The following is a 14,028-nucleotide window of genomic DNA, read 5'->3' on the forward strand; positions in this document are numbered from 1 at the left end:
ACCTTGCAAAAACATCAATGGGGGAAGGGCCAGACACGCATCTTCTGCTTGCCGATGGACCAGAGCTTGGCCAGGCCGTGGGGTTCGACGATGAGGAACCACACGATCAGCGCGCCGAAGATCATCAGCTCGGCGTGGGACACAGCGGCGGTGGAGATCTCCATGCCGAACAGGCTGGCCGCGGCGGGCAGGAACTGGTTCAGGAAGATGGGCAGCACCACGATGAAGGCGGCGCCGAAGAAGGAGCCCATGATGGAGCCCATGCCGCCGATGATCACCATGAACAGCAGCCGGAACGACACCTCCACCGAGAAGGCCGCCGGCTCCCACGAACTCAGGTGCACGAAGGCCCACAGCGCGCCGGCCATGCCGACGATGAAGGAGCTGACAGCGAAGGCGCTGAGCTTGGCGTACATCGGGCGGATGCCGATCACGGCGGCGGCCACGTCCATGTCGCGGATGGCCATCCACTCGCGGCCGATGGCGCCGCGCACCAGGTTCTTGGCCAGCAGGGCCACCACCACCAGCAGAGCCAGGCAGAACAGGTACTTGCTCATGGCGCTGTCGAGGGGCATGCCCAGCACCTGCAGGTTGCTCACCGAGACCGAGCCGGAGTCGGAGTTGTTGGTGAACCACTTGATGCGCAGGAACATCCAGTCGCTGAAGAACTGCGCCGCCAGCGTGGCCACGGCCAGGTACAGGCCCTTGACCCGCAGGCTGGGCAGGCCGAACAGGATGCCGAAGAAGGTGGCGCACAGGCCGCCCAGGATCAGCGCCGGAATCAGCGGCATGCCGGGAAAGCGCACGAAGAAGTTGAACGCGCCGTAGGCGCCCACGGCCATGAAGGCGCCAGAACCCAGGGAGATCTGGCCGCAGTAGCCCACCAGGATGTTCACGCCCAGGGCCGCCATGGACATGATGACCAGCGGGATCAGGATGGCGCGGTAGAAATAGTCGGAGGCCAGCATGGGCACGACCAGGAATGCCATGGCCAGCAGCAGCAGGATGGCGAGGCGGTCCTGCGTGATCGGGAAGATCTGCTGGTCGGCCTTGTAGGTCGTCTTGAATTGGCCGTTTTCGCGGTAGAACATGGACTCTCTCCTTGTTGTTCTTGTGGGGTCAGACGCGGTCGATGATCTTTTCGCCGAACAGCCCTTGCGGACGGAACAGCAGGAACACGAGTGCCAGCACGTAGGCGAACCAGATCTCGATGCCGCCGCCCACGTAGGGGCCGAGGTACACCTCGGACAGCTTCTCGCCCACGCCGATGATCAGGCCGCCGATGATGGCGCCGGGCACCGAGGTCAGGCCGCCCAGGATCACCACCGGCAGGGCGCGCAGCGCCACCGTGGTCAGCGAGAACTGCACGCCCAGCTTGGAGCCCCAGATCATCCCGGCCACCAGGGCCACGACGCCGGCCACGCACCAGACGATGACCCAGATATGGTTCAGCGGAATGCCGATGGACTGGGCCGCCTGGTGGTCGTCGGCCACGGCGCGCAGGGCGCGGCCGGTCTTGGTCTTCTGGAAGAAGACGCTCAGCAGCACCACCAGCGCGGCAGCGATGCCGGCGGCGATCACGTCCTCCTTGTTCACCAGCACGCCGCCCTGGAACGTGGACTCCAGCAGGAACACGGGGTCCTTGGGCATGCCGATGTCGATCTTGTAGATGTCGCTGCCGAAGATGGTCTGGCCCAGGCCTTCGAGGAAGTAGGTGATGCCCAGCGTGGCCATGAGCAGCGTGGCGCCCTCCTGGTTCACGAGGTGGCGCAGCACCAGGCGCTCGATGAGCCAGGCCACGGCGAACATGCACATGCCCGCGATCAGGAAGGCCGCCAGGTTCGCCACGATGGCGTTGTCGATGCCGGTCCACTTCGGGATCCATTCGGCAAAGCGCGCCATGGCCAGGGCCGCGAACAGCACCATCGCTCCTTGCGCGAAGTTGAAGACGCCCGAGGCCTTGAAGATCAGCACGAAGCCGAGTGCCACCAGCGCGTAGAGCATGCCGGCCATGAGGCCGCCGATCAGTGTTTCGAGAAAGAATGCCATTTGCCCATCTCTCCTAGTGGTTCCCGCCTCAGTGGCTCGTGCCCAGATAGGCACGGATCACGTCTTCGTTGTTGCGGACTTCGTCCGGCGCGCCGTCGCCGATCTTCTTGCCGTAGTCCAGCACAACGACGCGGTCCGAGATGTCCATCACCACGCCCATGTCGTGCTCGATCAGCACGATGGTGGTGCCGAACTCGTCATTCACGTCGAGGATGAAGCGGCACATGTCCTGCTTTTCTTCCACGTTCATGCCGGCCATGGGTTCGTCCAGCAGCAGCACCTGCGGCTCCATGGCCAGGGCGCGGCCCAGGTCCACGCGCTTTTGCAGGCCGTAGGGCAGCTGGCCCACGGGGGTCTTGCGGAAGGCCTGGATTTCCAGGAAGTCGATGATGTGCTCGACCTTCTCGCGGTGCGCGATCTCCTCGCGCTCGGCCGGGCCGATGCGCAGCGCCTGCATCAGGATGTTGCTTTTGATCTTGAGGTTGCGGCCCGACATGATGTTGTCGATCACGCTCATGCCCTTGAACAGCGCCAGGTTCTGGAAGGTGCGGGCCACGCCCATCTCCGCCACCTGGCGGCTGTTCATGTGGTCGAAGGTCTTGCCGCGGAAGGTGATGGAGCCTTCCGAGGGCGTGTAGACGCCGTTGATGCAGTTGAGCATGGAGCTCTTGCCGGCGCCGTTGGGGCCGATGATGGAGCGGATCTCATGCTCGCGCACATTGAACGAGATGTCGGTGAGCGCCTTCACGCCGCCGAACCGGAGGCTGATGTTCTTGACGTCCAGGATGACGTCGCCAATCTTCTTGCTGGTCATGTGTAGGGCCTCGTTGCGTGTCAGGCGGCGGCGCGGGCGGCGGGGAAGGTCTTGGCGTCGGTGATCTTCAGCGTGGCGCTCACGCTGCCCTTGCGGCCGTCCTCGAACTTCACCTGGGTCTCGATGAACTGCTCGGTCTTGCCCGAGTACAGCGCATCCACCAGCACGCCGTACTTGTCGGCGATGAAGTTGCGGCGCACCTTGCGGGTGCGGGTCAGCTCGTCGTCATCGGGGTCGAGTTCCTTGTGCAGCACCAGGAAGCGCGCCACCTGGGTGTCGGCCATGCCGGCCTCGGCCGCCAGGTCGGCGTTGACCTGGGCGATGCAGTCGGCGACCAACTCGAGCACCTTGGCCTTGGAGGCCAGGTCCACGTAGCCGCCGTAGGGGATGCCCTGGCGTTCGGCCCAGTTGCCCACGGCCTCGTAGTCGATGTTGATGAAGGCGCAGACCTGCTCGCGCTGGTTGCCGAAGCACACGGCTTCCTTCACATGCGGGAAGAACTTGAGCTTGTTCTCGATGTAGTTGGGCGCGAACATGGCGCCCGTGCTCATCTTGCCCACGTCCTTGGCGCGGTCGATGATGCGCAACTGGCCGTTGGCGTCGATCACGCCGGCGTCGCCGGTGTGGAAGTAGCCGTTCGCGTCGATGACCTCGGCCGTGGCATCGGGGCGCTTGTAGTACTCCTTGAGCACCGACACGCCCTTGACCAGCACCTCGCCGTTGTCGGCGATCTTGAGTTCGATCCCCGGCGCGGCCTGGCCCACGCTGGAGAGTTCCACCTGGCCGTCGCGCTGCACGCAGACATAGGCGCAGGTCTCGGTCTGGCCGTAGAGCTGCTTGAGGTTGATGCCGATCGAGCGGAAGAAGCGGAACAGGTCGGGGCCGATGGCGGCGCCGGCCGTGTAGGCCACGCGGATGCGCGACAGGCCCATCACGTTGCGCAGCGGCCCGTAGATCATCAGGTCGGCCAGCTTGTACTTGAGGCGGTCCAGGCCACCCACGGGCTTGCCGTCGAGGATGTCCGAACCCACGCGGCGCGCCAGCTGCATGCACTTGTCGAACAGCCAGCGCTTGGGCGCGGCGGCGTCCTCCATGCGGATGGAGACTGAGGTCAGCATGCCCTCGAAGACGCGCGGCGGGGCGAAGTAGTAGGTGGGGCCGATCTCGCGCAGGTCGATGTTGACGGTGCTGGCCGATTCGGGGCAGTTGATGGTGAAGCCCGCCACGATCCACTGCGCCAGCGAGAACAGGTGGTCGCCCACCCAGGCCGGCGGCAGGTAGGAGATCACGTTGTCCTGCGGGCCCAGGCGGTCCACTTCCACGCCGCCCTGGGCGGAGGCGATGAAGCTGGCATGCGTCTGGCACACGCCCTTGGGCTGGCCCGTGGTGCCCGAGGTGTAGAGGATCACCGAGACATCCTGCGGGTCGATGCGCTCCACCATCGCCTCCCAGGCGCCGGGGTGGGCCTTGTCCCACTCGGCGCCCCGCGCGACGAGCTGCGCGGTGCTGATCAGTCCGGGCTGGTCGTAGTTGCGCAGGCCGCGTGGGTCGTCATAGATGATGTGCTGGATGCCGGCCACGGACTCGCGCACCTCCAGCAGCTTGTCCACCTGCTCCTGGTTCTCGGCGAAGGCGAAGGCGATCTCGGCGTCCTTGATGACGAAGACCATCTCGGCGGCAACGGCGTCCTGGTACAGGGGGATGGGCACGCCGCCAACGCTTTGCACAGCCACGAAGCCCATGTACAGGTGGGGCCGGTTGTCGCTGATCAGCGCCAGGTTCTGGCCCCTGGTAAATCCCAGCGACAGCAGGCCGCAGGCCATGTGGCGCACCTCGGTGGCCACGGCCTTCCAGCTCCAGCTCTGCCAGATGCCATATTCTTTCTCGCGCAAGGCCGCCGCTTCGGGCCGCTGCGCGGCATGTTGCAACAGTAGATGGGGGAATGTGGTCTTCATTCCTGTTCCTATCGAGTTCTGTGGAAGGCAGCGGAATGCCGTAAGAGAACGTTCCGCCACACGATTGCAACCAATGGTAGGAATGACTTTGACGTTATCTTGTCTTTGCGACGACAATTCCAGGGTTAATCCTCAGGGGTCAAACCCTGAATCGCCGCAGAGTCGGCCCTGAAAGGCGGCGGCCCGCGTGCCGCGTCCGTGCCCCGGTCGGGGCGCTATCCTCGCTGCCATGTACGCCCCGTTCTTCGGACTCGAACACCCGCCGTTCTCCATCGCCCCCGACCCGCGTTACCTGTTCATGAGTGAGCGGCACCGCGAGGCGCTGGCCCATCTGCTCTATGGACTGGACGCGGGCGGCGGCTTCGTGCTGCTCACGGGCGAGATCGGCACGGGCAAGACCACCGTGTGCCGCTGCTTCCTGGAGCAGATTCCTGCGCACTGCAACGTTGCCTACATCTTCAATCCCAAGCTCACGGTGCCCGAGCTGCTGCGCTCCATCTGCGACGAGTTCGGCGTGGCGCACCGGCCCGCGGCGCCCGGCGCCGAGACGGTCAAGGACTGTCTCGATCCGCTCAACGAATTCCTGCTGCGCCAGCACGCCGCGGGGCGCAACAACGTGCTCATCATCGACGAGGCCCAGAACCTGGCGCCCGACGTGCTGGAGCAGCTGCGCCTGCTCACCAACCTGGAGACCAGCGAGCGCAAGCTGCTGCAGATCATCCTCATCGGCCAGCCCGAGCTGCGCGCCATGGTGGCCAGCCCGTCGCTGGAGCAGCTCGCCCAGCGCGTGATCGCGCGCTACCACCTGGATGCCCTGAGCGCGGATGAAACGCGCCAGTACATCGCCCATCGCCTGGCCGTGGCCGGGCTGCAGGGGGCGCTGCCCTTTCAGCGCCGGGCGCTGGCGCGCGTGCATGCCCTGACCGGCGGCGTGCCCCGGCGCATCAACCTGCTGTGCGACCGCGTGCTGCTGGGCGCCTACGCTGCCGGCGTGCGCGAAGTCAGCGACGCCATGGTGCGCAAGGCCGCCCGCGAGGTGTTCGATGCGCCCGCCGCGGCCGCGCCGCACCCCACGGGCCGGCGCTCGCGCTGGCTGGCGGCAGGGGCGGGCGGGCTGCTGGGAGCGGCCGCCGTGGGCGGGCTGGCCTGGGCCATGGGCTGGTGGCCGCCCGTGGCGGGAGGCGGGGGCGGCGCGACCGCGCGGGCGCCGGTGCCGGCGGTCGCTGCTTCTGCGTCCGCTTCGACTTTGGCAGCGCCGGTCGCCTTGCCGGCGGCGTCCGCAGCCTCGGTGCCTGCGGCCGCTTCCGCCGCCGCGCCTACGCTGGCGCAGTTCCTGGCCGCCCAGGCGGACGGCGGCGCGGCGGCCTGGCGCGTGCTCGCACGGGCGTGGCAGGCCGATCTGCCGGCCGATGCCGCGGACCCCTGCGCCGCGCTGGCGCCCGAGGGCCTGCGCTGCTACCGCAGCCGCCGCGCCAGCCTGAACCTGCTGCGCCAGATCGACCGGCCGGTGCTGCTCACGCTGCAGCCGCCCGACGGCTCGGCCGCCGTGGCCGCCGTGCTGCGGCAGCTGGAGGGCGAAACGGCCGCGCTCGAAGGCGCGGACGGCATGCGGCTGCAGGTTCCGGTGGCAGAGCTGGCCCCGCTGTGGCGCGGCGAGATCGCCACGCTGTGGAAGGCGCCCGCCAACCTGCCGGCCGGCGGCGACATCTCCGCCACCGCGGCCGGCGCCGCCTGGCTGGACCGGCAACTGGCGCTGGCCGGCGCCGGCCCGGCCGCGGCGCGCGGCGTGACGCCCGCGGCGCGGCGCGCGCGCATCCACCAGTTCCAGCTGGGCCGGGGGCTGACGCCCGACGGCCAGGCCGGTCCCCTGACCCTGATGTTGCTCAACCGCGCCGCCGGCGTGCAAGAACCACGTCTGCACCGCGGAGCCTGAACCCATGTCCTACATCCTGGATGCGCTGCGGCGCGCACAAGCCGAACGGGGACGGGGCAGCGTGCCGGGGCTGCACACCCCGGCCACGCCCGTGGCCGGCCTGCCCGCCGCCGGCGCGGCACCGGCGCGCGGCGTGGCCTGGGCGCTGGCCGCGCTGGCGCTGGGCGCGGGCCTGGCGGGCGGTGGCTGGTGGCTGTGGCGCACGCTGTCGCGCCCGGCGGTGGTCGTCGTCCAGGCGCCACCCGTGGCCCCCGTCGTGACGCCGCCCGCGCCCGTGGCACCGGCGCCGCCGGCCGCACCGGCACCAGCACCAGCACCGGCACCAGCACCAGCACCGGCACCAGCACCAGCACCAGCACCAGCACCGGCACCAGCACCGGAGCCCAAGCCGGCCCCTGCCAAGCGTGCCGTACCGGCGCGGGAACAGCCCGCTGCGCGTGAGCCGGCGCGTCCCGCCGCGCGGGCCGAGCCCGCGCGCACCCCGCCGACGCGCCCGCCGGCGGCCGAAGCGCCCGCCGCGCCGGTCTTCGCCCAGGGCGACCTGCCGCCCGCCGTGCGCGAGCAGCTGCCCACGCTGCAGCTGGCGGGCGTGACCTATTCCGCCAACCCGCAGCACCGCATGGTCATCGTCAACGGCCAGGTGCTGCACGAGGGCGAACAGGCCGCCCCGGGCCTGGTGCTCGACCGCATCGAACCGGGCCGCACGGTCTGGGCGTTCCGCGGCTACCGCTATGCACTGCCCTCGCAGTGAGATACGGTTTGCATGAAAAATGGTCTTTGCGCTCACCCATAAAGCGCCGAAAGCTATTAAAAATATAGCAATCAATCCCAGGTAAGGCGCCCGGCCGCGGCGCCCGCTTCGTGGTATTCCCCCTGCCACGCCGGGCCGGTTTCGCGTCATGCTCGGGGGCATGAACCAAGATGCCTCCCTGCACCAGCGGCGCCGCCCCCCTTCCGCGCACGAACTGGGCGGCATTCCCTGGATGGGCCTGCTGCTGCCCGCCGAGCGCGAGCGCGCCGCCGCCGCCCTGGTGGTGGGCGATGCGCATCCCGGCGACTACGTGTGCCGCGTGGGCCGGCCCGTGACCTACTGGTTCGGCGTGGTCGAGGGCCTGCTGAAGATGAGCGCTGACAACGCCGACGGCATGACCATGACCTTCACCGGCGTGCCGCCCGGCGGCTGGTTCGGCGAGGGCACGGCCGTCAAGCGCGAGCCCTACCGCTACAACATCCAGGCCCTGCGCAAGAGCGTGGTGGCGGGTCTGCCCATGGACACCTTCCACTGGCTGCTCGACCACTCCATCGGCTTCAACCGCTTCGTGATGAACCAGCTCAACGAGCGCCTGGGGCAGTTCATCTCGGCGCGCGAGATCGACCGCCTGGGCAGCCCCGACCTGCGCGTGGCGCGCAACCTGGCGGCGCTGTTCAACCCCGTGCTCTACCCCGGCGTGGGCGAGGTGCTGCGCATCACCCAGCAGGAGCTGGCCTACCTGGTGGGCCTGTCGCGCCAGCGCGTGAACGAGGCGCTGGCCATCCTGGAGGCGCAGGGCGCGATCCGCGTCGAATATGGGGGGCTGCGCGTGCTGGACCTGCAGGCGCTGCGCAACAGCCTGTTTCCGCGCCAGGCCCCGGCCGAGGACGGCCGCCTGCGCGGGCGCCGCAAGGCGGCCGCCGGCGGGCACGCACCGGCGCTGCCGGACCTGGCCGAGCCCGCCGCCATGATCTGAGCGGGGGCGCGGCGCGAGACAATAGCGCCATGCCCGATACGCCCTCCCGCACCCCGCCGTCCGCTCCGCCGCCTGACGCCGCACCGCGCGCACGCCTGGTGCTGCGCCGCCCCGCCAGCCCGCCCCCGCGCCCCGCACCGGCGGCCCGCCCGGCGCCGCCCGCACGCACCACACCTGCAGCGCGCACCGCGCCTGCCGCCCGCACCGCGCCTGCCACGCCCGCGCGCGCGCCGGCGGATGGCGAGGGCCGCGTGCGCCTGAACAAGCGCATGGCCGACCTGGGCCTGTGCTCGCGCCGCGAGGCCGACGACTGGATCGCCCAGGGCTGGGTGCGCGTCAACGGCCAGGTGGCGGCCATGGGCCTGCAGGTGGGGCCGCAGGACCGCATCGAGGTGGACCGCGCCGCGCAGGGCCACCAGCGCCAGCAGGTGACCATCCTGCTGCACAAGCCCATGGGCTACGTGAGCGGCCAGGCCGAGGACGGCCACACGCCGGCCGTGGCCCTGATCAACCCGCGCACGCACTGGCGCGACGACCCGAGCCGCACGCGCTTCGCGCCCGGCCAGCTCAAGGGCCTGGCGCCCTGCGGGCGGCTGGACATCGACTCCGTGGGCCTGCTGGTGCTCACGCAGGACGGGCGCGTTGCGCGCCATCTCATCGGCGAGGACTCGACGGTGGACAAGGAATACCTGGTGCGTGTGGAGTACGGCGAGCGCACGCAGGACGTGCGCGCCGCCTTCCCCGTGGACCGGCTGGCGCTGCTCAACCACGGCCTGTCGCTGGACGGGCAGGCGCTCAAGCCCGCGCTGGTGGAGTGGCAGAACCCCGAGCAACTGCGCTTCGTGCTGACGGAGGGCAAGAAGCGCCAGATCCGCCGCATGTGCGAACAGGTGGGGCTGAGGGTGGTGGGGCTCAAGCGCATCCGCATCGGCCAGGTGCTGCTGGGCAAGCTGCCGCCGGGGCAGTGGCGCTATCTGGCGCCGGGCGAGCGCTTCTGAGGGCGCGTCTCTTTCAAAAAAGTGAGCTGTTTGCGCATGTTCTTGAAAGGTTTCAGGTGGTAATTGGCCTGAAGTTGTTGCTGGGTAAGCGCTAGCCGCTCTCTTTTTCGATAAGTCCGGCGGCTGCGGCCCGGGCCAGGTGGCGCTCCAGCCCCCGGCCGCCGGCCCGCATGAGCCGGTCGTGGTTCCAGCGCAGCAGCGCGTGGGCCAGCGGCGCCAGGCGGCGCAGCCAGAAGCCGCTGGTGCGCACCTGCCAGTCGAAGCGCACGGTGGTCTGTCCCCGGGCATGACTCAGGCGGCAGCGGCCCATGCCGGTCAGGTCGCCACAGGCCCGGCCCTCGATCAGCCGCAGCGGCACGACGCGCGTGACCCGGGCGACGAAGTGCAGGCGCAGGGGCAGGGCGCCGCGGCAGGTGTAGCGCCGCAGCGCGCCCACGCCCCGGGCATCGCCGGGGTCCAGGGTCTCGCTGGCGATGCCCGGCCACCAGGCGGGCCAGCCGTCTGCGTCGGCGAGGGCCTGCCAGACGGCGGCACGCGGCGCATCGAAGCGCCACTGGGTGCGCAGGCGGAAGACGGTGGCGTCGGTCCCGGGCATGCGGCGTGGTGGGCTCAGGGGGTGAAGAAGCCGTCCGGGAAGTCCACGTCGATGCGCGCATCGCCCATGTCCACGGACTCGATCAGGCGGCCGTCGGCGCCGAAGCTGTCCACGCGCAGCGGAAAGTCGGTGTCGCGCGCCAGCCAGATCCGGTAGCGGTGCGCCGTGTCCGCACCGGCTGCGGTGCCGGCCGCGCCGGTGATTTCCAGCCCGGTCGCCGGCCGGCCGGCCAGGACCGTGTCGCCCAGCGGCAGCGCGCCGCCGCGCTCGCGCAGCGCCCGCATCTTGGCCAGCAGCATGCCCACGTCCGAGCGGTCGACGCGGTGGCCGTGCGGGTTGCGCAGCAGCGGGGAATCGGGCGCCAGGTCCAGCGCGGGCCAGCGCCCCAGGCCGAAGGGCCACAGGCGCACGCGCCGGGTGTCCGGCGCGTAGACCAGCACGGCGCCGTGGTGTGGCCGCTCGAAATCCATGCGCACCCAGCCGGGCTTGCGGAAGAAGTAGCGGATCACCTCCTGCTCGCCCGCGGCGTCGCTCGAGCGCAGCGTGACCTGGTAGCTGTGCAGCGCGGCGAAGCGGGCTTCGGCCTGGGTCAGCGGGTCGGCCATGGCGGACAGGGGCAGCAGGCTCAGCAGCACCAGTGCGGGCCAGCGCCAGCGCATGCGCGCTACTCCTGCACCTGCAGCACGCCGGCCATGCCCCGCTCGCGGTGGCTTGGCAGCAGCAGCAGCCGGTTGGGGCAGTAGAACCGGTAGCTGCCGGGCGGCAAGGTCAGGCGCAGGGTCTGCTCCTGCGTGCCCAGCGGCACGTCGGCCAGCTGCTGGCCGCCCGGGCCGTCCAGCACGAAGCGGTGCGGGACCAGGCCGGGCTCCATGCGCAGGCGGATCTCCAGCGGCTGGTGGGCGCGCGCCACGATGTGCGATGGCTGGAAGAAGTAGCTGCCGCCGACGATGGCGATGTGCTGCACGCCGTCGGCGTCCACCGTGGCGGTGGCGTCCTGCGCGGGGGCCGCCAGCGGCCACAGCGCCGCGGCCGCCAGGATGCGGAAAACCATGCCGGGGATGCTGCGGGACATGATGTGCCTCCCGATGCCGGTTGCGAGGAGCGGGCCGCGCGGCAAGGCGGGGCCCCTGGGGCATTCTCACACCGGGGGCCGCGGCATTCAATGCCTTGGCCCCCGGCCCTTGAAGCCCGCCGCTTCGCCCCCAGATGCGGGGGCGTTCCGGCCATGCCGGAGGCTGTACCCTTTCGCCCTTCTTCTTTCGACCCTAGACATTTCCATGAGCAAGCACACCCATTCCTTCCAGGCCGAAGTGACGCAACTGCTGCACCTGGTCACGCATTCGCTGTACTCCAACAAGGAGATCTTCCTGCGCGAGCTGGTCTCCAACGCCTCCGACGCCTGCGACAAGCTGCGCTTCGAGGCGCTGAACGACAGCGCGCTGTACGAAGACCAGTCGAACTTGGAGGTGCGCGTGTCCTTCGACAAGGCGGCGCGCACGCTGACCATCACCGACACCGGCATCGGCATGAGCGCGCAGGAGGCCATCGACCACCTGGGCACCATCGCCAAGAGCGGCACCAAGGACTTCATGAGCAAGCTCTCGGGCGACCAGAAGGCCACGGCGAGCGAGCAGGGGCAGCTCATCGGCCAGTTCGGCGTGGGCTTCTATTCGGGCTTCATCGTGGCCGACAAGATCACCGTGGAAAGCCGCCGCGCGGGCCTGCCCGCGGCCCAGGGCGTGCGCTGGGTCAGCAGCGGTGCCGGGGACTTCGAGGTGGAGCCGATCGAGCGCGCGGCGCGCGGCACCAGCGTGATCCTGCACCTGCGCGAGGATGCGGACGAATACCTGAACGCCTGGCAGCTCAAGCAGATCATCGGCAAGTACTCCGACCACATCAGCCTGCCCATCCTCATGGAAAAGGAGGAATGGAAGGAGGCCGAGAAGGAGGGCGAGCCCGGCCAGATGGTCAAGACCGGCGAGTGGGAGACCGTGAACAAGGCCAGCGCGCTGTGGACGCGGCCCAAGAAGGACATCACCGAGGAGCAGTACCAGGACTTCTACAAGTCGATCAGCCACGACTTCGAGAACCCGCTGACCTGGAGCCACAACCGCGTCGAGGGCAACACCGAGTACACGCAGCTGCTGTACATCCCCGCCAAGGCGCCGTTCGACCTGTGGAACCGCGACAAGAAGGCCGGCGTGAAGCTGTACGTGAAGCGCGTGTTCATCATGGACGACGCCGAGGCGCTCATGCCCAGCTACCTGCGCTTCGTCAAGGGCGTGATCGACTCCAGCGACCTGCCGCTGAACGTGAGCCGCGAGCTGCTGCAGGAAAGCCGCGACGTGCGGCTGATCCGTGATGGCTCGGTCAAGCGCGTGCTGTCTATGCTGGAAGACTTGGCCAAGCACGACCGGCACGCGGCCGGCGCCGAGGCAGACGCCGACGGCGTGACCGACGTGGTCAGCGAAGAGGACAAGGCCAAGGAGGGCAAGTACACGCAGTTCTACGCCGAGTTCGGCGCCGTGCTCAAGGAGGGCCTGGGCGAGGACTTTGCCAATCGCGAGCGCCTGTCCAAGCTGCTGCGCTTCGCCTCCACCACCTCGGACACGCCCAGCGTGTCGTTTGCCGACTACAAGGCGCGCATGAAGGAGGGCCAGGAGGCCATCTACTACATCACCGCCGACACCCTGGCCGCCGCCAAGAACAGCCCGCAGCTCGAGGTCTTCAAGAAGAAGGGCATCGAGGTGCTGCTCATGACCGACCGCGTGGACGAGTGGGCGCTGAACTACCTGCACGACTTCGACGGCACGCCGCTGCAGTCCGTGGCCAAGGGCGCCGTGGACCTGGGCCAGTTGCAGGACGAGGCCGAGAAGAAGGCCGCCGAGGAGGCTGCCGAGGCCTTCAAGCCCGTGCTGGCCAAGCTCAAGGAGGCCCTCAAGGACAAGGCCGAGGATGTGCGCGTGACCACCCGCCTGGTCGATTCGCCCGCCTGCCTGGTGGTGCAGGACGGCGGCATGAGCAACCAGCTCGCGCGCATGCTCAAGCAGGCCGGTCAGCAGGCGCCCGAGTCCAAGCCCGTGCTGGAGGTGAACCCCGAGCACCCGCTGGTCAAGAAGCTCGACGGCAGCGTGCACTTCCACGACCTGGCGCAGATCCTGTTCGACCAGGCGCTGCTCGCCGAAGGCGGCCTGCCCGAGGACCCGGCGGCCTACGTCAAGCGGGTGAACGCGCTGCTGGCGTAAGCGCCGGCGCAGGAGCGCAGGGGGCGCGCGGCACCGGGCCGTGGATAATGCCCACGGCCCGCGTGCCGCCCCACCGTTCCTTGGCCCATCGCCCGTGATTGACCATGCTGCGCTTTTTCCTGCTCTTTCTCGCCATCCAGCTCTCGCTGTTCGGCCTCAACATGCTGAACTGGGTGCAGCAGCACCTGGTGCTGCCCTGGACGGCGCTACTGGCGCGCATCTGCGCGGGCCTGGTGACCTGGTTCGACAGCACGGCCGCGGCCCAGGGCAAGGTGCTGTGGAACACCGAGACGGGCTTCGGCGTGTCCATCGAGCCGGGGTGCAACGGCATCGAGGCCTGCATCGTGCTGTTCGCCGCCGTGATGGCCTTTCCCTCCACCTGGCGCCACAAGCTGCTGGGCCTGGTGGCCGGCTTCGTGGCCGTGCAGGCGCTCAACGTGGTGCGGGTGATCAGCCTGTTCTACCTGGGGCAGTGGAACATGGATGTGTTCAACTTCGCCCACGAATTCCTCTGGCAGGGCCTGATCATGCTGGACGTGCTCATCGTCTGGCTGCTGTGGGTGCGCGCCGGCGCCAAGTCCCAGCCGCAGGACCTGCCGCCGCCCGATGAGCCGCCCGCGCCGCCCGTGCGCCCCGTGGCGCCGCGCTCGGACAAGGGCCAGGGGCTGGTGAGCTCCTCGCTCGACCTGTCGCCCCGCTGAACCCGCTGACC

Annotated in this window: 13 protein-coding genes; 6 read left to right on the plus strand and 7 right to left on the minus strand. The window is 69.4% G+C overall.

Annotation, left to right across the window (positions count from 1 at the left end; genetic code table 11):
* Window positions 1-14: 14 nt before the first annotated feature.
* Genes BP68_RS05360 through BP68_RS05375 form a run of 4 tightly spaced genes read right to left on the minus strand, consistent with a single transcriptional unit; the run spans window position 15 to window position 4,818 of the window.
* Window positions 15-1,091 (minus strand): branched-chain amino acid ABC transporter permease, encoded by a 1,077-nt coding sequence (locus BP68_RS05360; RefSeq protein WP_496369579.1) that lies wholly within the window; start codon window positions 1,089-1,091, stop codon window positions 15-17.
* A 28-nt stretch (window positions 1,092-1,119) separates the two neighbouring features.
* On the minus strand, window positions 1,120-2,049 hold the full coding sequence (locus BP68_RS05365; RefSeq protein WP_496369580.1) for a branched-chain amino acid ABC transporter permease: 930 nt from the start codon (window positions 2,047-2,049) through the stop codon (window positions 1,120-1,122).
* A gap of 28 nt (window positions 2,050-2,077) precedes the next feature.
* On the minus strand, window positions 2,078-2,863 hold the full coding sequence (locus tag BP68_RS05370; RefSeq protein ID WP_496369581.1) for an ABC transporter ATP-binding protein: 786 nt from the start codon (window positions 2,861-2,863) through the stop codon (window positions 2,078-2,080).
* Between the two features lie 20 nt (window positions 2,864-2,883).
* Window positions 2,884-4,818, minus strand: coding sequence for an AMP-dependent synthetase/ligase (locus BP68_RS05375; protein WP_496369582.1), 1,935 nt, complete (start codon window positions 4,816-4,818; stop codon window positions 2,884-2,886).
* A 229-nt stretch (window positions 4,819-5,047) separates the two neighbouring features.
* Between BP68_RS05375 and BP68_RS05380 the strand changes: the two genes are divergently transcribed.
* The 4 genes from BP68_RS05380 (at window position 5,048) to BP68_RS05395 (ending at window position 9,476) form a co-directional block, all read left to right on the plus strand.
* Window positions 5,048-6,751, plus strand: a complete 1,704-nt coding sequence (locus BP68_RS05380) for an ExeA family protein (protein ID WP_496369583.1) — start codon at window positions 5,048-5,050, stop codon at window positions 6,749-6,751.
* A gap of 4 nt (window positions 6,752-6,755) precedes the next feature.
* On the plus strand, window positions 6,756-7,502 hold the full coding sequence (locus BP68_RS05385; protein WP_496369584.1) for a general secretion pathway protein GspB: 747 nt from the start codon (window positions 6,756-6,758) through the stop codon (window positions 7,500-7,502).
* A gap of 160 nt (window positions 7,503-7,662) precedes the next feature.
* Entirely contained in the window at window positions 7,663-8,478 is an 816-nt protein-coding gene (locus tag BP68_RS05390; protein ID WP_496369585.1) for a Crp/Fnr family transcriptional regulator, read from the plus strand.
* Between the two features lie 29 nt (window positions 8,479-8,507).
* Window positions 8,508-9,476, plus strand: coding sequence for a pseudouridine synthase (locus tag BP68_RS05395; protein WP_496369586.1), 969 nt, complete (start codon window positions 8,508-8,510; stop codon window positions 9,474-9,476).
* 91 nt (window positions 9,477-9,567) lie between these two features.
* On the opposite strand, the gene BP68_RS05400 is transcribed toward BP68_RS05395, so the two are convergent.
* The 3 genes from BP68_RS05400 to BP68_RS05410 are packed head-to-tail and all read right to left on the minus strand — an operon-like array spanning window position 9,568 to window position 11,143.
* Window positions 9,568-10,071 carry an SRPBCC family protein gene (locus BP68_RS05400; protein ID WP_496369587.1) on the minus strand — a complete coding sequence of 168 codons (504 nt, stop codon included), beginning with the start codon at window positions 10,069-10,071 and terminating at the stop codon, window positions 9,568-9,570.
* 14 nt (window positions 10,072-10,085) lie between these two features.
* Window positions 10,086-10,730 carry a DUF1571 domain-containing protein gene (locus tag BP68_RS05405; protein WP_496369588.1) on the minus strand — a complete coding sequence of 215 codons (645 nt, stop codon included), beginning with the start codon at window positions 10,728-10,730 and terminating at the stop codon, window positions 10,086-10,088.
* A gap of 5 nt (window positions 10,731-10,735) precedes the next feature.
* Window positions 10,736-11,143 (minus strand): cupredoxin domain-containing protein, encoded by a 408-nt coding sequence (locus tag BP68_RS05410; RefSeq protein WP_496369589.1) that lies wholly within the window; start codon window positions 11,141-11,143, stop codon window positions 10,736-10,738.
* 205 nt (window positions 11,144-11,348) lie between these two features.
* Between BP68_RS05410 and htpG the strand changes: the two genes are divergently transcribed.
* Both htpG and xrtH read left to right on the plus strand, forming a co-directional pair.
* On the plus strand, window positions 11,349-13,316 hold the full coding sequence (gene htpG, locus BP68_RS05415; RefSeq protein ID WP_496369590.1) for a molecular chaperone HtpG: 1,968 nt from the start codon (window positions 11,349-11,351) through the stop codon (window positions 13,314-13,316).
* Between the two features lie 104 nt (window positions 13,317-13,420).
* The gene (gene xrtH / locus BP68_RS05420) at window positions 13,421-14,017 is read left to right on the plus strand and encodes an exosortase H (RefSeq protein WP_496369591.1); all 597 of its coding nucleotides are present in this window, start codon (window positions 13,421-13,423) and stop codon (window positions 14,015-14,017) included.
* The last annotated feature ends 11 nt before the right edge of the window (window positions 14,018-14,028 follow it).

This window comes from Diaphorobacter oryzae DSM 22780 (assembly GCF_059568935.1).

Coding starts and splice junctions, on each gene's coding strand:
- BP68_RS05360 (WP_496369579.1), bottom strand. CDS start 1,091: ATGTTCTACCGCGAAAACGGCCAATTCAAGACGACCTACAAGGCCGAC.
- BP68_RS05365 (WP_496369580.1), bottom strand. CDS start 2,049: ATGGCATTCTTTCTCGAAACACTGATCGGCGGCCTCATGGCCGGCATG.
- BP68_RS05370 (WP_496369581.1), bottom strand. CDS start 2,863: ATGACCAGCAAGAAGATTGGCGACGTCATCCTGGACGTCAAGAACATC.
- BP68_RS05375 (WP_496369582.1), bottom strand. CDS start 4,818: ATGAAGACCACATTCCCCCATCTACTGTTGCAACATGCCGCGCAGCGG.
- BP68_RS05380 (WP_496369583.1), top strand. CDS start 5,048: ATGTACGCCCCGTTCTTCGGACTCGAACACCCGCCGTTCTCCATCGCC.
- BP68_RS05385 (WP_496369584.1), top strand. CDS start 6,756: ATGTCCTACATCCTGGATGCGCTGCGGCGCGCACAAGCCGAACGGGGA.
- BP68_RS05390 (WP_496369585.1), top strand. CDS start 7,663: ATGAACCAAGATGCCTCCCTGCACCAGCGGCGCCGCCCCCCTTCCGCG.
- BP68_RS05395 (WP_496369586.1), top strand. CDS start 8,508: ATGCCCGATACGCCCTCCCGCACCCCGCCGTCCGCTCCGCCGCCTGAC.
- BP68_RS05400 (WP_496369587.1), bottom strand. CDS start 10,071: ATGCCCGGGACCGACGCCACCGTCTTCCGCCTGCGCACCCAGTGGCGC.
- BP68_RS05405 (WP_496369588.1), bottom strand. CDS start 10,730: ATGCGCTGGCGCTGGCCCGCACTGGTGCTGCTGAGCCTGCTGCCCCTG.
- BP68_RS05410 (WP_496369589.1), bottom strand. CDS start 11,143: ATGTCCCGCAGCATCCCCGGCATGGTTTTCCGCATCCTGGCGGCCGCG.
- htpG (WP_496369590.1), top strand. CDS start 11,349: ATGAGCAAGCACACCCATTCCTTCCAGGCCGAAGTGACGCAACTGCTG.
- xrtH (WP_496369591.1), top strand. CDS start 13,421: ATGCTGCGCTTTTTCCTGCTCTTTCTCGCCATCCAGCTCTCGCTGTTC.